Annotated in this window: 22 protein-coding genes and 3 pseudogenes; 7 read left to right on the forward strand and 18 right to left on the reverse strand. The window is 35.6% G+C overall.

Annotated features, from left to right (window positions below; genetic code table 11):
* Positions 1–330: 330 nt before the first annotated feature.
* Positions 331–753: a YfmQ family protein gene (locus ACIQ7L_RS02815; RefSeq protein WP_400566375.1), complete on the forward strand. Its 423-nt coding sequence runs from the start codon at positions 331–333 to the stop codon at positions 751–753.
* A gap of 201 nt (positions 754–954) precedes the next feature.
* On the opposite strand, the gene ACIQ7L_RS02820 is transcribed toward ACIQ7L_RS02815, so the two are convergent.
* The 5 genes and pseudogenes from ACIQ7L_RS02820 to ACIQ7L_RS02840 all read right to left on the reverse strand — a co-directional run bounded on the left by ACIQ7L_RS02820 (position 955) and on the right by ACIQ7L_RS02840 (position 6748).
* Positions 955–1788 carry a hypothetical protein gene (locus ACIQ7L_RS02820; protein WP_400566378.1) on the reverse strand — a complete coding sequence of 278 codons (834 nt, stop codon included), beginning with the start codon at positions 1786–1788 and terminating at the stop codon, positions 955–957.
* A gap of 22 nt (positions 1789–1810) precedes the next feature.
* Positions 1811–3070: an MBL fold metallo-hydrolase gene (locus tag ACIQ7L_RS02825; protein WP_400566380.1), complete on the reverse strand. Its 1260-nt coding sequence runs from the start codon at positions 3068–3070 to the stop codon at positions 1811–1813.
* Positions 3067–4740: pseudogene (locus ACIQ7L_RS02830) on the reverse strand (ABC transporter permease). Before ACIQ7L_RS02830 ends, ACIQ7L_RS02825 begins: the two are co-directional and overlap by 4 nt.
* 12 nt (positions 4741–4752) lie before the next feature.
* On the reverse strand, positions 4753–5778 hold the full coding sequence (locus tag ACIQ7L_RS02835) for an ABC transporter substrate-binding protein (protein ID WP_400566383.1): 1026 nt from the start codon (positions 5776–5778) through the stop codon (positions 4753–4755).
* On the reverse strand, positions 5756–6748 hold the full coding sequence (locus tag ACIQ7L_RS02840; RefSeq protein ID WP_400566385.1) for an ABC transporter ATP-binding protein: 993 nt from the start codon (positions 6746–6748) through the stop codon (positions 5756–5758). The genes ACIQ7L_RS02835 and ACIQ7L_RS02840 overlap by 23 nt, the downstream gene beginning before the upstream one ends.
* Before the next feature lie 164 nt (positions 6749–6912).
* Here ACIQ7L_RS02840 and ACIQ7L_RS02845 point away from each other — a divergent pair, with 164 nt between their 5' ends.
* Positions 6913–7812 carry a LysR substrate-binding domain-containing protein gene (locus ACIQ7L_RS02845; protein ID WP_400566387.1) on the forward strand — a complete coding sequence of 300 codons (900 nt, stop codon included), beginning with the start codon at positions 6913–6915 and terminating at the stop codon, positions 7810–7812.
* An 87-nt stretch (positions 7813–7899) separates the two neighbouring features.
* Here ACIQ7L_RS02845 and ACIQ7L_RS02850 read toward each other — a convergent pair whose 3' ends face one another.
* From ACIQ7L_RS02850 to ACIQ7L_RS02860, 3 genes are all read right to left on the reverse strand, one after another.
* Positions 7900–8427: a hypothetical protein gene (locus ACIQ7L_RS02850; RefSeq protein ID WP_400566390.1), complete on the reverse strand. Its 528-nt coding sequence runs from the start codon at positions 8425–8427 to the stop codon at positions 7900–7902.
* 194 nt (positions 8428–8621) lie between these two features.
* Complete coding sequence (locus ACIQ7L_RS02855) at positions 8622–8759, reverse strand: hypothetical protein (protein ID WP_400566393.1); 138 nt, start codon at positions 8757–8759, stop codon at positions 8622–8624.
* Complete coding sequence (locus ACIQ7L_RS02860) at positions 8746–10014, reverse strand: MFS transporter (RefSeq protein ID WP_400566395.1); 1269 nt, start codon at positions 10012–10014, stop codon at positions 8746–8748. The genes ACIQ7L_RS02855 and ACIQ7L_RS02860 overlap by 14 nt, the downstream gene beginning before the upstream one ends.
* Before the next feature lie 118 nt (positions 10015–10132).
* Between ACIQ7L_RS02860 and ACIQ7L_RS02865 the strand changes: the two genes are divergently transcribed.
* Both ACIQ7L_RS02865 and ACIQ7L_RS02870 read left to right on the forward strand, forming a co-directional pair.
* Complete coding sequence (locus ACIQ7L_RS02865; protein ID WP_400566398.1) at positions 10133–11347, forward strand: helix-turn-helix domain-containing protein; 1215 nt, start codon at positions 10133–10135, stop codon at positions 11345–11347.
* Between the two features lie 68 nt (positions 11348–11415).
* Positions 11416–11595 (forward strand): H-type small acid-soluble spore protein, encoded by a 180-nt coding sequence (locus ACIQ7L_RS02870; protein WP_400566400.1) that lies wholly within the window; start codon positions 11416–11418, stop codon positions 11593–11595.
* A 181-nt stretch (positions 11596–11776) separates the two neighbouring features.
* Here the strand turns inward: ACIQ7L_RS02870 and ACIQ7L_RS02875 are convergent.
* Positions 11777–12325: pseudogene (locus ACIQ7L_RS02875) on the reverse strand (MMPL family transporter); the annotation flags it as partial.
* 512 nt (positions 12326–12837) lie between these two features.
* Here ACIQ7L_RS02875 and ACIQ7L_RS02880 point away from each other — a divergent pair.
* The 3 genes and pseudogenes from ACIQ7L_RS02880 to ACIQ7L_RS02890 all read left to right on the forward strand — a co-directional run bounded on the left by ACIQ7L_RS02880 (position 12838) and on the right by ACIQ7L_RS02890 (position 14155).
* Complete coding sequence (locus tag ACIQ7L_RS02880) at positions 12838–13173, forward strand: antibiotic biosynthesis monooxygenase family protein (protein WP_400566403.1); 336 nt, start codon at positions 12838–12840, stop codon at positions 13171–13173.
* A 3-nt stretch (positions 13174–13176) separates the two neighbouring features.
* The gene (locus ACIQ7L_RS02885; RefSeq protein WP_400566406.1) at positions 13177–13782 is read left to right on the forward strand and encodes a dienelactone hydrolase family protein; all 606 of its coding nucleotides are present in this window, start codon (positions 13177–13179) and stop codon (positions 13780–13782) included.
* Between the two features lie 12 nt (positions 13783–13794).
* Positions 13795–14155, forward strand: a pseudogene (locus ACIQ7L_RS02890) (hypothetical protein).
* Between the two features lie 32 nt (positions 14156–14187).
* On the opposite strand, the gene ACIQ7L_RS02895 reads toward ACIQ7L_RS02890, so the two are convergent.
* From ACIQ7L_RS02895 to ACIQ7L_RS02935, 9 genes are all read right to left on the reverse strand, one after another.
* Positions 14188–14583, reverse strand: coding sequence for a DUF5367 family protein (locus tag ACIQ7L_RS02895; protein WP_400566409.1), 396 nt, complete (start codon positions 14581–14583; stop codon positions 14188–14190).
* A complete protein-coding gene (locus ACIQ7L_RS02900; RefSeq protein WP_400566411.1) occupies positions 14573–15148 on the reverse strand; it encodes a TetR/AcrR family transcriptional regulator in 576 nt (191 codons plus the stop codon). Before ACIQ7L_RS02900 ends, ACIQ7L_RS02895 begins: the two co-directional genes overlap by 11 nt.
* 87 nt (positions 15149–15235) lie before the next feature.
* Positions 15236–15409 (reverse strand): DUF3951 domain-containing protein, encoded by a 174-nt coding sequence (locus ACIQ7L_RS02905; protein ID WP_400566414.1) that lies wholly within the window; start codon positions 15407–15409, stop codon positions 15236–15238.
* 62 nt (positions 15410–15471) lie between these two features.
* The gene (locus ACIQ7L_RS02910; RefSeq protein ID WP_400566416.1) at positions 15472–15783 is read right to left on the reverse strand and encodes an AzlD domain-containing protein; all 312 of its coding nucleotides are present in this window, start codon (positions 15781–15783) and stop codon (positions 15472–15474) included.
* Positions 15774–16499 carry an AzlC family ABC transporter permease gene (locus ACIQ7L_RS02915; RefSeq protein WP_400566418.1) on the reverse strand — a complete coding sequence of 242 codons (726 nt, stop codon included), beginning with the start codon at positions 16497–16499 and terminating at the stop codon, positions 15774–15776. Before ACIQ7L_RS02915 ends, ACIQ7L_RS02910 begins: the two co-directional genes overlap by 10 nt.
* Entirely contained in the window at positions 16499–17329 is an 831-nt protein-coding gene (locus tag ACIQ7L_RS02920; protein WP_400566420.1) for a TrmB family transcriptional regulator, read from the reverse strand. Before ACIQ7L_RS02920 ends, ACIQ7L_RS02915 begins: the two co-directional genes overlap by 1 nt.
* A 242-nt stretch (positions 17330–17571) precedes the next feature.
* Positions 17572–17985, reverse strand: a complete 414-nt coding sequence (locus ACIQ7L_RS02925; protein WP_400566422.1) for an NUDIX domain-containing protein — start codon at positions 17983–17985, stop codon at positions 17572–17574.
* A gap of 300 nt (positions 17986–18285) precedes the next feature.
* Positions 18286–19059 carry a flagellar hook-basal body complex protein gene (locus ACIQ7L_RS02930; protein WP_400566424.1) on the reverse strand — a complete coding sequence of 258 codons (774 nt, stop codon included), beginning with the start codon at positions 19057–19059 and terminating at the stop codon, positions 18286–18288.
* A gap of 43 nt (positions 19060–19102) precedes the next feature.
* Positions 19103–20413, reverse strand: a complete 1311-nt coding sequence (locus ACIQ7L_RS02935) for an ATP-binding cassette domain-containing protein (RefSeq protein WP_400566425.1) — start codon at positions 20411–20413, stop codon at positions 19103–19105.
* Positions 20414–20415: the final 2 nt, after the last annotated feature.

Genomic DNA, 20415 nt, shown 5'->3' on the forward strand with positions numbered 1-20415 from the left:
TGAAATATCGGAAATTCGACTTATTGTAACAAAATTAATTTTTCTGACTATAAAAACCAATTTAGGAGCGTATATATAAATCCATGTTAATTTTTCGACATCTAAATCCCTGCTATGCAGAATAAAAAGTAACCTACGCTCGTTTGCTCTTTCTGTTTTTACTTCGCATGTGGCAGAAAGGCCCTGACCGCTTCTATGCATGGCCAGATGCTCTCTTCCATCTAAAAAGAGGACTATTCTTTTTTATGTCACAAAATGTACAAATTTCAACTATTTTCCCTATTGTAATATGAGTTATATTAATTTAGAACACAAAGGAGATGGTAAAATATGACGACTTGGTTTATCGTTACGCTCATTATTTTAGGTGCTTTAAAAATAGCAGTAGCGAGCATTCCAAATTCTGTTGTGGAGTCGTTTATCAGCAGATTTGAATTACATCCACAACTTAATGAAGCGGCTGTCACCGTAACTATCGATGGAAAGCGTTTACAAGAAGAAGATAAAACTCAAATTATTGATCATTTTAACCAAGCGATATTTCTAGAGCGATATTATTTTCCTCCACAGAGCAGTGGGACTCCATTGATCATTAATGCAAAGAGGGGAAAAAACGATGTTACATTTTCTGTGTACAGTTACAACGATCACGTTGATGTATTCAAACAATACAAGAAGAAAGTAGTCGCGTATAGTCTGCGTTCCGATAGTCTTCAAAAGCGTTCTATGTTAGCAACAGGAGATTTAGCCTAAAAGTATTTTCAAAGAAATGGCCTTTTTTTAACCTCATTGATTATTTTCAAAATATTCACTAAATAAAGAAAGAGGATTCCTAAAATATAAGGAATCCTCTTTCTTGTCAAAAAAGTAGGGGCTCAACACCAAATACATGAACGCTATCCTTCCTAATACTAAAAGGCAAGGAACTAGAATAGCACTCATTCCCTTCACATTTCACTGAAAAATAAGTTCTGTCTTCAAACTATCTTTAGGCAAAAACCACCCTTTTTTCTCTAAACTATTCATTAATAACTCTCTTTGCTTCTTCGCAATATTTTCATCCCTAGCTTTAAATGATACTTCAATAACATAGTCCTCTTCTACTTTTCCCGTATTATCAACCGGCCAAATCTCAATATTGGTTTTTATACCATTTGTTTCACCTGTATACCTTTTCATTAAAACGGGACCATAAATATGAGAATTACTTAACATCTTTTCTCCCCAATTGGCATATAACCATTTATTCATTTTCCCTGGAAGTTTCTCTATTAACATTTTCTTAGCTACTTGCTCATTTGGCAAATCAAGTATTCCGTACCCTTTTGCACTATAATTCTTCTTATTGGAAATACTTAGTGTTTTCTTTTCAAAGCCCCAATCAACTTCCGCCTCATAATTTTCAGATTTACTATCAAATCCATCCTTTTTAGCTATTTCTAACGCATCATAAATTGTACCATTTTGAATTGGATATCTTTTTTTATACGTTAACTCAAAATCTTTACTAAATTCTTTTTTTCGAATTCTAGCAAACCAACCTTCTTTGCTTAAATCTTTACTAGCTGTATCTAAAAATTGCACTTGTATTCTCTCATAATCGGAATGAACTTGAAAATGTTCTAATACCTCTTTGTGAATTTTCTGTTTAGAATCTAGCACTTGTTCTGGCTTTACTAGTAACTTCACTTCAAAATTAGGTTCCATTGGACTAGCAGCAAATACTTCACTAAAATTGTATAGAAAAGAACAAAGAAAACCTATGAAAAAAACAAATACTTTTTTCATATACTGTAGCTCCTTTACACTTTTATGTTAAGTGAATGTCTTCTATAGTCAGTGAGTATAAATTTTTATACCCCATTGCACTAAGTTTTCGCTGTAATCGATCTGTATCCGCTTTAAGAGAATGGACTAAAATAGTATGTTCAGGCAATAAATTATTTAACATCGACTTTATATCTGTTATTCCTTGATGAACCTTGTATGGAATTATCCCCACTGTACACTGATTATTTGTAGGTTCTTTTATTACATTTCCTGCAAAGCTCCTCATAGCAATATGTCCAGTAAAAATAATTGAATTTCTCTCATCATTTCGCAGTTGTTCATAATACCATTGCGCTCTTTTTGTTTGCATATTTGCATCGCTCATTACGATAATTCCATGACTATAACGCGTACATTTCCCCTTATCCATAACTATTATATTTCTTTTCAACTTCTCCAAAGTCTGTTCTATTTCTTCTTTGTTTTTAATCCACTCTTTATACATCTTCATTTTTTCAAAACCATCAATAATTTCTTTATCAACCATAATTGAAAGTTCATTATACCTTTGCTGTAAATGTAACAATATATCTTGTGCTCTACCCAATGGAGGAAGTGGTAATAAGACCATGCCCTTGTTACTAATTACTCGTTCAATCTCTGTAAAGAGCTCATGGACTCGTTGATTTTGCGAAATATCTTCAGTATGATAGGCAGCATCTACTATCGCAACTTTTATACGTTCTTGTAAATTCTCTGGTAAATTAGCCCGCAGTAAATATGACTCTGATGTGTAATCCCCAGAATAAAACACATATGTACCAGCCATATCTACTAGAAACCAAACGGATCCTAATACATGCCCACTATATCCCCATTGAAAACGTAAAGATGGCGTAACATGTACCCATTCATTTGGATTACTGATTTCATCAATACATATGTAATTTAAATTTTGAATATCTCGCTCGTTATAAGGTAATGTTCGTCCTTGTGAATGATTATAATCCCTCCATTTTTCAAAATAAGAAGGAAGTTGCTGCATCGTATAACGAGTGGTCCAAATTTGTTGCTTATATCCGTGTTTTGCTAGTAGCGGAAGCCCCATCGTATGATCCTCATGAATATGCGAGAGAAAGACAGCCTGTAAAAGCGGGACAACCTCTTTTTCTACTTTTGGATAGCCGTCCACACAAGAACGATTAATACCACAATCAAATACAATCTTTTCTGTTTTATTTTCTACATAATAGCAAGAACGGCCATATTCCCCAGCTCCTCCCCACACTTTCACCTTCATAATTCTATTCCCTTTCTCTTTTGCTCTATATGTTGAAGAAGAAGTAGACAAATTGTGGTTAATCCTACAGAAACAACAGCCATCGCCATACCTACAGAAACCTCACCTTATTCAAACTGTGCTAAAATAAATGTCGCTGACGTTTCTACAGATGGAGGTAATACAAGAAGCGATGCTACCAGCTCTCGTATAGAAATCGTAAATGTCATTGCCCATCCTGCAAGAATTCCAGGAACAATAAGAGGCAGCATAATCTTTCTAAATACATATAATGAACTTCCAGAAAATATTTTTCCAGCGTGCAGAAGAGAATCGTCAATTTGTCCCAGTGATGCTTTCACATATTGCACCGTATATGGTAAAAAAAGTACAACATACGTCAAAATAACCATTGTAGGTGTATTATAAACAGAAAGCGGCATGTAAGGTGAGTTCCAAAATAAAATGAGGCCTACAACCATAACAATACTCGGAACCATATTAGGTAACATCCCACACATATCTATCCATTTTTCAAATACTTTCTTTCCTTTGCGAATCATGAGTGCTAAAAATACACCGATAATTACTGCAATTATTGCTGTTATAAATGAAAATAAGAAACTATTCTGTAACGCTTCTAAACCTGGTGATCCTGCTGTAAATAATGCCTCATAATGAATGAAAGAGAAATTATCCCAATGTAAGCCCCCACCTCTTAACTTTGAAAAAGAAGCAATTAAAATAGAAAAGTATGGGATACCAATTGCAACAATTAGTAAGCCAATCACATATCCCCATGCTAAAATGCGTACAGGAATAGAAAGAGCGTACTTTTTTGACCGCACACCTTTCCCACTTACCATCGCATATGAAAACTTTCGACTTAATACATTTTGCATATACCAAATGAGCATACATGCACTCAGTAATAACGAAGACAATGCTGTGGCACTGCCAAAATCAATCGGCCAACTTGAAATAAACTTATGAATTTCTGACGTTAACACATGAAAGCCTATTCTTCGTCCGAACGTGGCAGGTGTTCCAAATTCTGCAATTGTCTTCACAAAAATAAGCAAAGCTCCCATCACATAACTTGATAACAATAGTGGCAATATAATTTTTCTCAAACGATATACAAAGCTACCGCCATGAACCGCTGCCGCCTCCTCTTTACTACTGCCGATTTGAAGTAACGTATTTTTTAACATAAGGTATAGGAAGGGAAATAAGTGCAAGCTCATAATAAGAACCATGCCACCTAAACTAAAAAAGGAAGTAGATATTGTCTTTAAAGTCGGAAAAAATTGTTCAAAATATCCATTTGGCTGCATAAAAAGAATCCATCCCATTGATCCAATATAGGGCGGAGTCATAAAGGGAATCATAAATATAATATCAAGCTGTCTATACTTTCCGATTTCTGTTTTACTCATAATAAAAGCAAGTGGAAATGCCAATATTGTCGCTCCCATTACAACAAGTACACCAAGAAGCATTGAATTCATAAAGACTCCTGCTAACCCACCGCTCCCAATTACTTCAAAAGGCCTAATAAAATTCCAACTACTATCTTCATAGACACTAGATAATAAAATGAGAAAGAGTGGAACGACGATTAACATCGCCACAAGTAGCAATGCTACCGTCATTCCAATTTGTCTTACTGATACAATTCGATTTAACATATTATCACCATCTTATTGGAATACTTTCTTAAATTGTTTCCCTGTTTCATCTTGTTCTTTTTGAATTGTTTTCCAATCAATATCTAATACTGGAATTCCCTCTACATTTGGTCGTTTTTCAGCTTTTATATCTTTTCTACCTGGTAACAAATAATCATTAGAAATAAGTTTTTGTACTTCATCTGATAATAAATAATCAATAAACTGTTTCGCACCTTCTACATTATTACTATCTTTCATAATTCCAGCCGCACGTGGACTAATTACTGTTCCACTTTTCGGATACACAATATCAACTGGCTCACCCTTTGCTTTCGCACTATAAGCCATATAATCAACACCTGCTAGTACCATATCTTTTGCACCTGTCACCACGGGATCTAATGCTTCTTGGTTAGCACCCGCTACAGCTACTTCATTTTTCTTAAACTGCTCAAATAATTCCCATCCCGCTTGGCCATTCTTTTTTACATATCCTGTTACGAAATCTAAAGCTGATCCTGAGAGGGCTGGATCTGGAATATTCACTTTTCCTTTCCATTCTCCTTTTGTTACATCGCTCCAATCCTCAGGTACTGTCTTCACATTCTTTGTGTTATACACAATTCCTAATGCTGAAGCACTGTATCCAAAATAATGACCGTCATCATCAGACCATTCTGATCGGAGTTGATCTGCTTTCTTCGCTTCTTTATAAGCCAATGTCTGCCCTTCTTTTTTTAATCCTTCCATTGCCGGTAAAGAAGCTAAAACTACAACATCGACGACTGGATTCTTTTTTTCAGCTTCCATTCTTGCTAAAATTTTTCCCGTTGTCCCTTGAAACATCTCGACTTTTATACCTGTCTTTTTCTCAAACCCTTTTTGAATTTTCTCAGCCAGCCCCTTTGGTCCTGCACTATACACAACAATTTTCTTTTCGCTAGCCTTTTTATTTTTCGCATCAGCACTATTCGTTTTTGAACTACATCCTGTTACTACCATTGTAAAAAGTAATGTACATAAAAATACAAGCCTACGCCAACTGAATCGCTTCATATGTTTCTCCTCCAATATTATGAACAAATTTTTGTGGTACATATAATGAAACCGGCTTTCCAATACTTAACTTACTATTATGATAAGCCGTCCATACTCCAAGACTCCCCATGTCTACCTTTACTTCGTAACGTTCCCCAACATATGTAACATGCTGAATTTCACCTGCATACATTTGAGATACATCACTTTTCATCCAGCTAATATGTTCTGGCCGAATCATTTGTTTATTCTCTACAAGCCAGTTTGTCTTTCCTACAAACTGTGCAACAAATGTATGAGATGGTCTCGCATAAATTGCTTCTGGTGTCCCCTTTTGTAATACTTTTCCTCGTTTCATTACAATAATTTGATTAGACATCGACATTGCTTCTGTTTGATCGTGTGTCACATATAACGCGGTTAAACCAATTGAATGTACAATATCCATAAGCTCCAAGCGCATTTCCTCTCGCAAAATTGCATCGAGAGCACTTAACGGTTCATCAAACAAAATAAAATGCGGTTTTGTTACAATTGCTCTCGCAAAGGCAACACGTTGCTGCTGACCACCTGAAAGTTCATGAGGATATCTTTTCTCCAGTCCTTCTAGGCGAACACGCTTAATTGCGCTAGCAACATTTTCTCGTAAATGAACTGTTTGCTTTGTAGCACGCAAACCAAATGCAACATTCTCAAATACTGTCATATGTGGCCATAAAGCAAAGTCTTGAAACACCATGCCAATGTTTCGTTCATGAGGAGAAATTTTTATTTTTTTACTAGAAGAATAGACACATTTCTCTCCAAAATATATTTCTCCCTTATTTGGTTCTTCCAGTCCAGCAATCATTCTAAGCAACGTTGTTTTTCCACAACCCGATGGTCCTAAAAGCGTTGTAAATTCACCTTGTTTCATTACAATATCAAGTGGTTCTAAAGCCTTAGTTGTTCCAAACGTTTTTTCCAAACCACGAATTATAATGTCCATTGCGCCACCCTTTCTTTTCCATTTATTAACTTGTTTTCATTTTATCTGGAAGATTTATACTGAATGTTAATCCAGTGTAAAAATTAAATTAAAAAAACTATAACGAACTATTTATTTCTATAGATTTTTTCTATAGTTAAAAGAAAAAGGGAGGATATCACACAATGAATCTTTTAAAATTAGAAATTATAGTACTTATAAAAAAGTATCAAAAACTTACAATTGTTGCGGAAAAAATCGGTGTAAAGCAACCTACTGTAACATTTCATATAAAAAGTTTAGAAGAAGAATTAGGCGTTCGGTTATTTGAGTTACGTTCAGGTCGCTACTTCTTAACAGAAGCTGGTGAAGCTCTGCATCATTATGCTTGTAAAATAAATGCTCTTATGAAAGAAGCAAGACGGGTCACACAAGAATTTAAAGAGTTTGGTAAAGGATCCATAACAATCGGTGCGAGCTATGTACCAGCAACTTATGTTTTACCAGAAATCATTCATCAATTTCATCATGAATTTCCTAATGTGAGGATATCACTTATGGTAAAAACCGCTCCGGAAATTCGGACTCTATTAAGAAATCATGAGATTGATCTCGGTATCCTTTCCGCCGAACCATTTGATGAACCTCTTTTAAAACAAACAATTATAATGCCAGATACGCTTGTTCTTGCCTTTTCTCAAAATCATCCTTTTTCCAAAAAGACAAGCATATCATTACAAGATATTGCAAAAGAATGTATTTTGCTCCATCGTCAGCCTTCAACAACAAGACATTTACTTACGCAATGGATGATGACTCATAACATTACATTTCAATCCGAAATTGAACTTGATTCGCTAGAAACAATGAAACAGATTTTAAAGTATGAAAATGGAATTGCCTTTATATCCAAGCTAGCAATTGAACAAGAATTGAAAAGAAATGAGCTTTGTTGCATTCCAATTCCTAATTTTGCATTTCAGCGTAACATTTATACCATTCATCACGAAGACCGGTGGAATTCAAAAATGATTTCTTATTGGCTTGAGGCCCTTACTTCTTTTTCAAAAGAAAAACAGATATAAGAAATCAAACTTTAATCAATTAGAATTCTATTTACTGAAGAAATAGAAAAAGCTGTCGTTATTTACGACAGCTTTTAAACCATAATCCTATTGATTTTTCTTCGCTTCTATTTTTTCTTTTTCTGTTTCAGCCTTATCTAATGATTCTCCAACTTTTTTCTGCTTTTCTCTTGCTTCATCAACACTATCTACAGCTTTAATAACTTTATCAATCCCCTCTTCATCAACCTTCTTTTGCTTCTCTACTCTCGTTTTTTCTTTCTCTTCAATATCTTTTGCCTTCTGCAACATCTCTTCTGCATTTGACTTTACAGCTTTCTCAAGGGACGCATCTTTTTTCTTTTGCAACACTTGATTTGCATCGTCTTTTACTTCTAAATATTTACCATCTTTTAACGCTGATGCACCGTGATCCATCAGCTTGGCAACTTCCTTATATGATTTTGCTTCTTCCGTAGATTTTTCTTTTTCTGCTTTTTCGAACCACATAATTGCATCACTATATTTTCCATCTTTTAATGCCTGCATGCCTGTTTCCATTTGGATATCATAATTACTGCTACATCCAGCCATTACAAAAAGCAAACAAAGCATCGCAAAACTTATTTTTCTCATGATGTTTTTCTCCTCTTTCTGTGTTACACATCTTACCTTATTTAATCGCATTTTCTTCTATGCATACTTTATTAAATCTATCACACCTAAAAAATACTTTCAAAAAGAAAAAATCATCCAGTAATCCTAATACAACAAAGAAAACTGGATGATAAATAGATGATGAGATTATAAATTCCCTTTTATACCTTACTTCAAAACGCTTTATACACTTTTTTCGTCTTCGGATTTACAGCGTACCACCCCCATGTAGCTGTATGGCTTTCTTCTCCATTTGTTACAACCTCATACACGTGGATGACATAATCACCTTGTTCCTTAAGCTGACACATCTATTTGTTTTTTCATACTCCATTGCTTTGTTCCTACTAATACAACGAAAAGCAATCCAGCCCCTGATGTTAACATGACAATACTAGTTGGAATCATATCTAATAAAAATCCGTACAGCATCATTCCAAGCGGTTGAATGGCTGTAGCAATGGTTTCAAGAAGTCCAAAAACACGCCCTAAATACCCTGGATCTGTTGTTTTTTGCATATGTACTTGAAGAGGGACATTTATTGAAATCATTGTTGCCCCGCAAAGAAACATAAAAATGATATAGTAAATAAAACTTACTGTCTTTGGAAGAGTAAATAATAATGGAAAAGCAGTACATAAAATTAACCCTGCAAATACAAACAAACCAATGCGAATAGAGCGGAACATATCATTCATTTCCTTACGAATGGATAAAATAATTGACGCTGCTAATACACCAACTGATAACATCCCTTCTACGATGCCAAGTTGCCTAGAAGATAGGTGTAAACTTTGAATAATAATATATGGAAGTGAAACAGAAAGTGCACTTAAGAAAAAGTTAATCCAAAAAGCCATCTTCAATAGCCCATAAATATCATGTTGCTGTTTCACATATAAAAAACCTTCTTTTATACTTGTTAAAAAATGGGCCTTCTCCTGTTCTGCCTCTACTTTGTATAAATCAAATACAATAAATAACTGCACGATTACAGCTAAGAAAAACGCAATCCCATTTAAGAGAAAAAAGAATGTAATTGAAAAGAACCCAAATACCATTCCACCAATAATCGGCGCTAAAATCGTCGATAAGGAAGCTGCTGTTTGATTTAAAGCACTTGCTTTTTGAATCCGCATACCATCAACTAAAGTTGGAATAGAAGCAGTAAAAGCAACCGAATAGAAACTTGCACAAATTGCTAACAGTGCTGCAGATATATAAATAAATAGAAGTGAAGGTCCAAATGTAGTAGAAAGAACAAACATTGTAAGCATCGTTACACTACTTAATAAATCAGTGCCGATGACAAGCCATCTTCGGTTTACACGATCGGCTACTACCCCAGCAATTGGCCCGCATACTATTCTTGGAATTGAACCACATATGAGCGTAGTCGCAAATCCGACACCTGATCCTGTTATTTTTAAAACATATAACCCCATTGCAAACGTATAAATTCCTGAACCTAATAAAGAAGTCATTTTTCCAATCATCATCAAAATGATATTTCTCGTTGCAATTTTGATTCTTGGATCATTTTGACTGATACTTACGTCTCCCATTATGTCACTCTCCCCTTAAAAGTTAAATTGTGTTAAACTTATTATATAATCATTTTTTAAATTTTGACAACAAAAAGTTTAATTGTATTTAACTTTTTTATGATAAAGGAGCAATTATATGGCTACTCTTGGTGAAAAAATTAAAGCACTGCGAAAAGAAAAGCGGCTTACTCAAACAGAATTAGCTGGTACAGAGTTAACGAAAAGTATGCTAAGTCAAATCGAAAATGGGAAAGCAACACCTTCCATGAAAACATTACAGTATCTTGCTGGTAAGCTTGAATGTGAAGCTAGTTTTTTACTAGAGGAAGACAACGAAGAAGTGACAGAGCTTATTCCAAAGATGGAACAAGCTATAAAAAATAATCAATTTGAAGAAGTGTATCGTACACTGCTGCCTATTGTTCAAAAAGAACTACCACCTACTTTAAGTACAGCTCGTTTATATAAACAATTTATAGGCGTTGCATTTAATATGAAAGATTACAACATACATTCCTATATTGAAAAAGCTATTCCGATTTTCCAAAAATATACCTTATATCGTGAAAGTACACAAACCAAATTAATGCTTTATTATATATTATTTGTTGAAAAAAAATATGAAGAGTGCTTACAGCTTATCGCATCTATTCGAAAAGAATATGAAACGAAACAATTAGAAATGGATCTTATCATGCAAATACAACTTTTCTTAAATGAAGCTATCGTCTTACTTGCATACGGTGATTATGAAGGGTGTGAAAAAATCATCTTACAAGCGCTTGATTTCTCTAAAAAAAATCAAGTGTATTATAAAACAGATGAATTTTATCGCATTCTCTCTTACCAAAAAGTAATCATAGCTGATGAAAACAAATACTTACACTATATAAAAAAATCTGAGCAATTTGCTATTTTTACAGAAGATTCTTTATCCATCGCGATTGTAGATATATTAAAAGCTTATTACTATAACACAATCACACATGAGTATACGTTAGCCTTGCAGCACCTAGAGTTGTTTAAAGAAAAAATGCAAAATGAGCCAACCTTTGAAGATGACGGCATTTATTATCTTGAAAAAGGAAAAGCTTTATATGGTCTTAAGCAATATAAAGCGGCGTTAGAAATATTAGAACGAGCAACCATTCCAGATTATATGTTCCATCCATTGGATCAAGCATGGACGATAACAGCAGGTGCTTACCGCGCACTTTGTTATATGGAACTCCAAAATAAACAAAAGGCGCTTCAAGAGGCAACAGAAGCCTTTCATGCTATACAAGAATTTCCTAATTCAACATTTACTTCGTTTATTAAAGAAACATTACAAATAATACAAAAACTTTAAATTCACTCCAAAATGGTATATTACTCCTCCTTTTTAGCAAAAATAATAAGGATGGGAGGAATGTAAGAATGAATGTACAACGTGCAAAAGAAATTTCCGAGTCATCAGAAGAAGCTCATGTCAGTTTTCAAGGCATGCCAGTTATGATTCAACATGTTGATGAAAGCAATGAAACCGCCCGAATATACGATGCTACAAATCCAGATCGTGAATTAACTGTTCCAGTCAATAGCCTAGAAGAAATATAAGAAAACCCACTTCAGTTTTATTTGAAGTGGTTTTTTTCTTATTTTCGTTTCATATGAAATGAAAGGCCACCAATTTGCCTCTCCAAATATTTTGACCATCACCGGCACAAATAGTGTCAACATGACAAAGGCGTAAAGCAGTAAACCACATAATATTACGGTAGTTACCTCTAACATTGTTAACACACCCGATGGATATAAAGCCGCGAATGTACCGCTTAAATACAAATTCACCAGCCTTACCCCAAAATTGATTTTCTTTATGCTCTGCCGATGACTTAGAAGGCCAAAACAACTTATGCCCAAGGACTGCCATAAAGAATGGGACAAACGTGAGAAGAGCAAGTAGTAATACAGTAACGCCAACTGCTACCCCAACTGCTGATTGATATAGATTAAATTTTGGGAAACCAATCGCTGCGAACCCTACAAGAAACATTTGTGAAAATGTCGAAAGAGGAAAATTCAATTGATCTACTAAAAAAGCAATAATGGATTGTATACTAATATAGCTAAGTCCCACTGTAACAAGTGGAATAAAAGCCGCAACAATAGAGCGGAATACAATAATAAGCACGACTAAAATGAAAACAACTGTAATCATTTCAGTCTTCTTTAATCCTTGCTCCGCGTTTTCCGTAAAATCATTATCAATAAGCCAACTTCCCGTATAATAATGATCTACTTTTATATTATCAATTGCTTTATATAACTGCTTGCTAATTTCTTTTCCCTCACTATTTTTATATGCAATAGTTTCAGTTCCATATTAACAAAAGAAATACTTCATAAATACAAGTTGAATCCCCGCTGCTTTTTGGCAGAGGTATTACTGTCTGCCAATAGTCGAAACAACAAATTTCATCTAAAATCGGCAAGGATACCCCTACTTCAATCGTGTGAAGGGCGTAGCCCAGATAAGTGGGGGTATCCTTGCCGTCAGATACTTGGTATGGTACGTTAAAAATCATAAGATTTTGTACCATACCAAGTATCTGAAACTTCCACCTTGCCTCCTCCTTTCTCAGTTTAGGTTATTTACTTTCACTAAAAATTTGTTGTAATTTAGTTAGTGAAAGGCGGTGAAAATAATGTCTACAATTACTGCAAAAATACAAATCTATGTTTCCGATAATCAAACTGAAAGTCTAAAGACAACAACTAACGCTTACCGCAAGGTCGTTAAGTGGTGGGTAGTTGACGATAAAATACAGTTCATATATACATTGGAGGGGATATATTATGGATACGAAAAGACAAAGCAACGACACTTATTACGCAGTCATATTTACTTCTAAACTTTCAAAAGACACCACTGATTATAATGATGTTGCCGATGAAATGGAAAATCTCGCTAGAAAACAACCCGGATTTATAGACGTGGAAAGTGTACGAGATACATCAGGATTAGGCATTACTATTTCCTATTGGGAATCGCTAGAAGCAATCAAACATTGGAGAGACAACATAGCACATACCGCAGCAAGAAAAAGAGGCCGTGGGCAATGGTATGAAAGTTTCCATATGAAAATATGTGTTGTAGAAAAAGAATATGATTTTCGGAGAGAAGGTTTATAATCGATGCAAAACAAAATAGCTCTTATTGTTGTTCACGAAATATACGGCGTAAATAATCATATGCAGGATGTAATAGCAAGGTTTTCTTCACCACAAATAGATGTCTTCTGCCCAAATTTTTTACAGTTAGATGCTCCTTTTCATTATGATGAGGAAGCAAAAGCCTATTCTCATTTTATGCAAAACGTTGGCTTCCATTATGGGAAAGAACAAGTTGAGGAAATGGTTACGAAACTTTCAAAAGACTACGAATACATAGGGCTCATCGGTTTTAGTATCGGCGCAACAATCGCGTGGCTATGCAGTGACAATCCAAAGGTTCATTTTATTATTGGCTGCTATGGCTCCCGCATACGAGATTATTTACAGGTTAAGCCTACGTGTCCTACTCTTCTTATTTTTCCAGGAACGGAGGCAAGCTTCTCGGTATCTTCACTTATCACAGCACTACAAAAACAAAACAATCCACTACTACAAATTGAGCAACTTCCCGGTGAACATGGATTTTTAAACTCTTATACTACAAAATATAACGTACCATCTACAAAACAAGCGTATAATGAAATAGACTCATTTCTTCTAAGAAACCTGCCTAAAAACATATATTAGAGGAGTTTTTATATGCCATTTACCCTACTCTTACTTGCTTTCTTTATTCTAGTTGTCATCATAGCGTTTACCTTCATTTTTATAACCATAAAAAAAGGAAAGTATCTACATCGTCCTTATCGACATTCTTTTATCGTTATTTTATTGTTTTTTTGGGCATTGGATTTTAGTGTTAACTGGCTTTTACACTATACTCCCTGACGATATTAGTAACTTTATTTTCCTACCAATTTGGTATTTTCTTTGTATTTTAGGGTTTATGGTTTGTTTCAAGGAATGGAAAAATAACCGGATCATTTCTATATCTGTCGGAGCTTTTTCTTTTATTAGCTTACTCTTCGGGATGCTGCTCCATGTCATTTCTAATATGTAAATTTTTAAAGGAGCTATCTGAAGATGGCTCCTTTAAAAGTTTTTACGTTCCATCCAAATCGGAATGAACAGATACAATGCATACGCAAGAACCATCCATATTGTGAAAGAAATTATTTGCTGTGATGAAAGCTGCGGAAAGATACTTGAGGAGTAATACAAGATGAATGAATCTAAAAATAAACCGATTCCAGTGCCGAATATTCCTAGTTTTATAACTGCATAGCGGGAAGAATCTATTTTTTGGTACAGCCACATGACAAGATACAATGCGACTGCCGTACCAATTTCAAGAGAAATAAGAACTTTGAGAAATGAATGTGATGTGATTTCTACTAGTACAACTGAACCAAATAAAAAGAAAAATATTGATGCTGCAAACCAAATACCGACAGAAAATAAAATAGTAACCCACAATTTATTGTTCATCCTTTTGCTCCCCCTCTTGTAAGAATACTAACTTTTGCACTAGTACATGCAATCCATCATATACGTCTTCAGTAGAAAACACTGGATTACATAATGCTTGCAGCGCTAATCCATCTATTAACGCGTTACACATGATAGCCCAAGTTTCAGGTGAGATTCCTTCAACTGGTGATTGTTCCCACACTTTTTGTAATTTTTTATTTTCATAGTTTAGCAATTCACCAATCTTCTCTTTTATTAATTCATTATTCAATCCGTTTGCTACTAATTGAAAAAACAAATGATGATACATCGAATCTTTTGTACATCTACTTTTTGCTGATTGTAAAGCTTTTTCAACATGAAACTCTTTACCTACCTGCTCCCATGATGACTTACAAAATGATTCTGTTACTTCAAGTAATAACCGTTCTTTCGTTTTAAAGTGATAGTACACCGTCCCTTGTGTAACATCGGTCCTTTCTGCAACTGCTTTTAGCGTTAGTTTCTTCATTCCTTGTTCAGCAATCAGTTCTTTTGATGCTTGTAACAATTGTTGTTTATTCACAACATTAGGTTTTGCCAATGGAAATACCTCCTCCTTTAAGTTAGTTAGATAACTAACTTATATTATACAGAAAAATCAGAAATAAAAAAGAAGAAAAGCCTACAATTAGCTTTTCTTCCTTCTATTTTTACCTTTATAGGACTGCATAGTTACAGAGTCACAAGGTGTGTAATATATTTGGGGAGTTGCTTTGTTAACAAGCATTGTAAAAGTGATCAAACCAATGAGAAGGAAAATAAACACTGTAAATAAAATAACACCTATCGTTAAAAGAATCATAACACCACCCCTATTATATTCGTGATATTACACTTTTCGATATAATATATGGAGAATCCTTGTTATAAGAACAATCGTAACAAAATAATCACAATCACTCCCGTTAATACTGTTCCTAGTAAACTACGTGTATAGATGGCCACAAGAAATGTTGGAATTGCCGCAATGACATAATCCCATTGCATCGTTTCGTTCATAAATAACACTTGTGCAAGAAGGGCCGCGAGTATCGCAATTGGTATATAACTTAACCACTTTAATCCCCAATCTGGAATTTGTATTTTACTAAACACAACGAGAGGTACTACGCGTGGTATGAAAGTGACAACACCTGCCCCAATTAACAGTAGTAATACATCTAATCTTACGTCCATTTCTCAATCACCACCCCAATTGTTGCTGCTGCAAGTGTTGCTATAATCACCGCTACGCTTGCTGGCATAAAAAAATGCGAACCGTAGGCAATTATAATCGCTGCAATTGCGACACTAAGATGAATCGCCAGTTTCGGTTTACTACTTATTAACTGGAGAACAAATAAGCCAATAAACATAGCCGGTAAGGCATAGTCCATACCATATGTGTGAGGATCTGGTATCCACTCACCAAAAAGTCCACCAATAATTGTAGCTATAATCCAATTTACATATGCTGTTACATTTAATCCAAGCATCCAGCTTTCGCCTAAATATCCCTTTTTGGCTGCGTGCTGCACAGCAACACCGAAAGTTTCATCTGTAATTTGCGAACCGATTATCATATTTTTTAAAAAAGGAACTTTTATGAAATAGGGAGCAAGCGCAGCGCTCATTAATAGATGGCGTAAATTCACAAAGAATACAGTAAAAATAATTGCGGAAGCAGGAGCGCCAGCTGCGTACATACCAGCTAGTATAAATTGCGCAGAACCGGCATAAATCAAAGTGGACATAAAAGCGATTTCTACAATTGAAAAACCGGCTGTTTTTGCGATAACACCCGCCGCAATACCGATACTTAAATACCCCAGTACCGTTGGCAAGCAGTCTTTCATGCCTTGCCTGAATGTTTCGTCACTATGCAATGTCACTTGTACCTCAGCTCTACTCATCACCCTTCCTCCTTCATTTCTTTCATACTTCGTTTTCCGGTTACAACATGAACTAAATCTATATTGCCTCGCCAAAGCTTATCTAACTTATCAGGACCAAACTCCTTTGTAATTTCTTCGACCATAATATCGTGCCGAACATATTCTGTTGCGACAAGGACTAGCGCCGGATCGTACGTTGTCACAGCCCACGAAGTGCCATGATCTGAGAAATTAGCAATGAGTACTTCTTTTCCATCACGCGCAATCACTGTTAAATGACCACCCATTCGCTCTTTCACAACATCTGGCGTCATATAATTATGGTGAAATGTCGTCCCTATTTTTGTATCAGGTGCGCCAAAGAGAATCGAAAATATATGTACGCCTTCCTGCTCTTTTCTCTGAATCAATGACTCTAACTCAGTTACTTGCTGTTCCCATACAGAAATCCATAGTTCTCCTTCAGCTCGCTCGATAATATTACGAATTTCTTTTATAATACGTTCATCCGTGCGAATATGAGAGATCACATCTACTTGGCGTTCTTGCTCTAAACTATTTAACTTCTGATCAAGAAAATCAAATGACTTTTCAAAATCCTTTCTCATTCGGTCCATTAACTCTGTTGCCGATACGGGAACATATTTAACCGGTTCTGACGGTACTAAGTGCACCGCTCCCTTATCCATCAATTTACCAAGTACCTCATAAATCATGGAACGCGGTACACCAGTTTGCTTACTAATCTCATACCCCGTTGCTGGATAATGCTTTAATAAGCCGATATATGCTTTACACTCATATTGAGAAAACCCTAATTTCTGCAATTCTTTCATAACTTCATCCATTGTAATCCCTCGCTTCGTTATTTAAACCGCTCGTACTTCAAAACGGCGATTTTGTTTTCCTTTATCTCTGTTTGACAGCTTCTTTTATATGCATCTTGTAAAAATAATGCTTCTGTCATGGTCCCGCCCCTTTAGTAGTTATTGTTATACCTACTAATATAAAAAGAGAATATGAAATAGTCAATAAAATTCTGAATTTTTAATAAAAATAAAAAAATCCTCTATTAAGGGCTTTTTACACATTATTTCGATTTCCCATATTCTTTTAATGCATTTTGTAATGTTAGCGTTAGCGGCGTTGGCAAACTTTCTAACGAAAACCAGCCTATCCGATCAATTGCATGCTCTTCTAAGTTTTCTGCTGTTCCGCTTATTACTTTTGCCATATAGGTCGGACATACCCAGTGCACATTTTCTTCACGCAAAATATGATTCGTTACGCATAATAGCGATGTAATTTGAATTTCTAACCCTACTTCTTCTTGGATCTCCCTAACGACTGTATCTTCTACTGTTTCCATCCACTCTACTTTTCCGCCAGGCAGGCTCCAATAACCTTGTTCTGGTGCTTTTTTTCTTAGCACGAGAAGCAATTCCCTTCGCTCGTTTAAAATAAAGGCCCCGGCGCCAATTCGTGGATACAATTGCTCATCCATTATTCTTACACTCCTTCTTACTTTCCCTTTGTTTACAACATATATATCCATTTTGACTTTCCAACATATAAGTCACGGCTATGAAGAACAAAAGGTGATCGCTACTTATTTTCTCTCTTTGTTTTCACTTGGCATGGGGCAGGAAAAGGATCTGACCGCTTCTATGCATGGCCGGATTCTCTCTCCCACCTAAAAAGAAAGGTTTTATGTCGATTTTTCAATTTGTACTTATATATAATCTCTTTACTAAGAGTACAATAGAATTCCAAAAGAAAAAGGACTCCCATATGGGAACATCCTTTATCTTAGTATTTCATTCGCTTCTTTTTCATAAATTTTATCAAATGTTGTCATGACGCGCTGCGATGCTTGGACCATTTTTTGATTGGTCATAATATCCGCCATTTCTTTCGCCATATCCACATTTGAATTTTCTAGCATATAATTTCGAACAGTTGCTGTTCCATTAGGTAAATCAGCAATGTTTCTATCTGCTAGCGTAAAGCATTTGTTCTCACGCTGAACAAGGCGTGCATGCGCTTCAGCATCTACTGTTTTCGTTTGTAAACGTGCAATATTATTTTTTGTAGTCTCGTCATATAGCGTACCATCCGCTCCTACAGCGAGTTTTGCACCTTCTGGAATACGAATACGTTCATTATTACTTCCAAGTACGAAAGCACCTGATGTCGTTTGTAAGTAACGATCACTATTTACTGTGAAATGACCATCTCGCGTTAAAAACGTTTCCCCCTTGTTAGAAGTAACGAAAAACGATGAAGTACCTGCTGTTCCGTCATCTAAAAAGAAGTCTGTATCGCTATTAGTAATTTGCGTATTACCTGGCACTAAATTTACATGGGTCGCAGCTGGTACAACTGCATAATCAACCGTACCAATTGCTGTCTTCTCTCCATTACCAAGGCGATACGTATTTTGTGCATCAAACACTTTCGAAGTCATCTTCTCTGCTTTAAAGCCCGCTGTTTGCGCATTTGCTATGTTGTTCGCATGTACATTTACATGCTGCATGTAGTTCATCATACCCATAGAGCCTATATAAATACCATTCATATTAATTTGAATAAGACAACCGCCTTATTCCTCACCTCTCTTCTTATGATGTTTGTAACATTTGTTTTGCTAAATGTTCCGCTGTAGCGATATGTATATGTTGTTTCACATCTTGCCCATCTGTCATGAAGACGATAGGAGCGGATGAGACTGCTGGAATTTTCAATAACTCACCACTGCTTGCTGTTTCATCAAATTTTGTAAATACAATCCCATCGATATGAATATCTTTAAAGTTCGTAATAATTTCAATCATATCTTTACTTTTCATAGAAGCTGATAACGTTAAACAAATATAGTCTGGCTCTACTTGTTTCATCGTTTCGATCATCTCTTCAACCGTTTCTGATGTACGATAATTTTTTCCAGCTGTATCAATTAAAATGTAATCTACACCGGCTTCTTCTTTAAAGTAAGTGAGCGCTCTTGTCATCGCTGCTTCACCCTGCACCGCAATGACTTCCGCTCCAATTGTTTTCACGTTATCTTGAAGCTGCTGCACCGTTCCGATGCGAGAATGATCCGTTGTAATAAAACCAACCGTTTTCTTCTGACCGTGAAGCTGCCATGCTATTTTCGCAAGTGTTGTCGTTTTTCCAACACCAGTTGGGCCGATTAAGGCGATGGTCTGTACATCTTTTTCAAATACATTCTCTGTATGGAAATGCGTTCTCATATCTTCTAATATGAACTCGATTACTTCTTCTTCCGTAATCATCGTCGCGTTCTCAAACTTCACTTTCAGTTTTTCAGCATACGCACGAATAAAATACTGTTCCACATCACTTTGTTCTAACATCCGAATGACTTTTTGGATGATAAATGGTACAGATTGTTGTTCTTCTTGTTGTACTGGAACTTCTTTCTTACTTTCAGCGACTACTTGCATAGAACCAAGCTTGTTCTCTTTCGGAGGCGCTGTTCTCTCCGTCTGTTTCACAACTGTAATTCCTTGCCGAAACAGCTGCAATAATTCCTGTTTTTTCTGTGCCAATTCCTCACTATTTCCTGTTTGAATAGCCACAGGAATGGAACTCGTTGTATGTTCTAAGTTATGCAGCACCGATTGAATATGATTCGCTCTGACGATTTCTTCTGACGGTTCATTGACCATACCCATCAATTGTGCATGAAATTTTGGTGCTTCCATACTCTCTTCGCTTTTCTTATCTTCTGGAAAGGCAACTAACATTTCATATTTCTTTTTCCAAAAGAACGGGATGCTTCGCTTCACGCTTTCATCGACAACATAGTAATAATCCGTACCATACTGCTCAAACAATTTACGATACAATTCGTTTTTCGAAGCAGCTTTAATTCGTTTTAACGCTTCCTTCTTTTCTGTGCTTTCCACAA

The sequence above is a fragment of the Bacillus sp. NPDC094106 genome, assembly GCF_044764345.1.
GTDB lineage: Bacteria > Bacillota > Bacilli > Bacillales > Bacillaceae_G > Bacillus_A.

What these genes read in the sequence shown, in the direction of transcription:
- ACIQ7L_RS02815 (WP_400566375.1), top strand. Translation starts at nt 331, where the DNA reads ATGACGACTTGGTTTATCGTTACGCTCATTATTTTAGGTGCTTTAAAA.
- ACIQ7L_RS02820 (WP_400566378.1), bottom strand. Translation starts at nt 1,788, where the DNA reads ATGAAAAAAGTATTTGTTTTTTTCATAGGTTTTCTTTGTTCTTTTCTA.
- ACIQ7L_RS02825 (WP_400566380.1), bottom strand. Translation starts at nt 3,070, where the DNA reads ATGAAGGTGAAAGTGTGGGGAGGAGCTGGGGAATATGGCCGTTCTTGC.
- ACIQ7L_RS02835 (WP_400566383.1), bottom strand. Translation starts at nt 5,778, where the DNA reads ATGAAGCGATTCAGTTGGCGTAGGCTTGTATTTTTATGTACATTACTT.
- ACIQ7L_RS02840 (WP_400566385.1), bottom strand. Translation starts at nt 6,748, where the DNA reads ATGGACATTATAATTCGTGGTTTGGAAAAAACGTTTGGAACAACTAAG.
- ACIQ7L_RS02845 (WP_400566387.1), top strand. Translation starts at nt 6,913, where the DNA reads ATGAATCTTTTAAAATTAGAAATTATAGTACTTATAAAAAAGTATCAA.
- ACIQ7L_RS02850 (WP_400566390.1), bottom strand. Translation starts at nt 8,427, where the DNA reads ATGAGAAAAATAAGTTTTGCGATGCTTTGTTTGCTTTTTGTAATGGCT.
- ACIQ7L_RS02855 (WP_400566393.1), bottom strand. Translation starts at nt 8,759, where the DNA reads ATGTGTCAGCTTAAGGAACAAGGTGATTATGTCATCCACGTGTATGAG.
- ACIQ7L_RS02860 (WP_400566395.1), bottom strand. Translation starts at nt 10,014, where the DNA reads ATGGGAGACGTAAGTATCAGTCAAAATGATCCAAGAATCAAAATTGCA.
- ACIQ7L_RS02865 (WP_400566398.1), top strand. Translation starts at nt 10,133, where the DNA reads ATGGCTACTCTTGGTGAAAAAATTAAAGCACTGCGAAAAGAAAAGCGG.
- ACIQ7L_RS02870 (WP_400566400.1), top strand. Translation starts at nt 11,416, where the DNA reads ATGAATGTACAACGTGCAAAAGAAATTTCCGAGTCATCAGAAGAAGCT.
- ACIQ7L_RS02880 (WP_400566403.1), top strand. Translation starts at nt 12,838, where the DNA reads ATGGATACGAAAAGACAAAGCAACGACACTTATTACGCAGTCATATTT.
- ACIQ7L_RS02885 (WP_400566406.1), top strand. Translation starts at nt 13,177, where the DNA reads ATGCAAAACAAAATAGCTCTTATTGTTGTTCACGAAATATACGGCGTA.
- ACIQ7L_RS02895 (WP_400566409.1), bottom strand. Translation starts at nt 14,583, where the DNA reads ATGAACAATAAATTGTGGGTTACTATTTTATTTTCTGTCGGTATTTGG.
- ACIQ7L_RS02905 (WP_400566414.1), bottom strand. Translation starts at nt 15,409, where the DNA reads ATGATTCTTTTAACGATAGGTGTTATTTTATTTACAGTGTTTATTTTC.
- ACIQ7L_RS02910 (WP_400566416.1), bottom strand. Translation starts at nt 15,783, where the DNA reads ATGGACGTAAGATTAGATGTATTACTACTGTTAATTGGGGCAGGTGTT.
- ACIQ7L_RS02915 (WP_400566418.1), bottom strand. Translation starts at nt 16,499, where the DNA reads ATGAGTAGAGCTGAGGTACAAGTGACATTGCATAGTGACGAAACATTC.
- ACIQ7L_RS02920 (WP_400566420.1), bottom strand. Translation starts at nt 17,329, where the DNA reads ATGGATGAAGTTATGAAAGAATTGCAGAAATTAGGGTTTTCTCAATAT.
- ACIQ7L_RS02925 (WP_400566422.1), bottom strand. Translation starts at nt 17,985, where the DNA reads ATGGATGAGCAATTGTATCCACGAATTGGCGCCGGGGCCTTTATTTTA.
- ACIQ7L_RS02930 (WP_400566424.1), bottom strand. Translation starts at nt 19,059, where the DNA reads ATGAATGGTATTTATATAGGCTCTATGGGTATGATGAACTACATGCAG.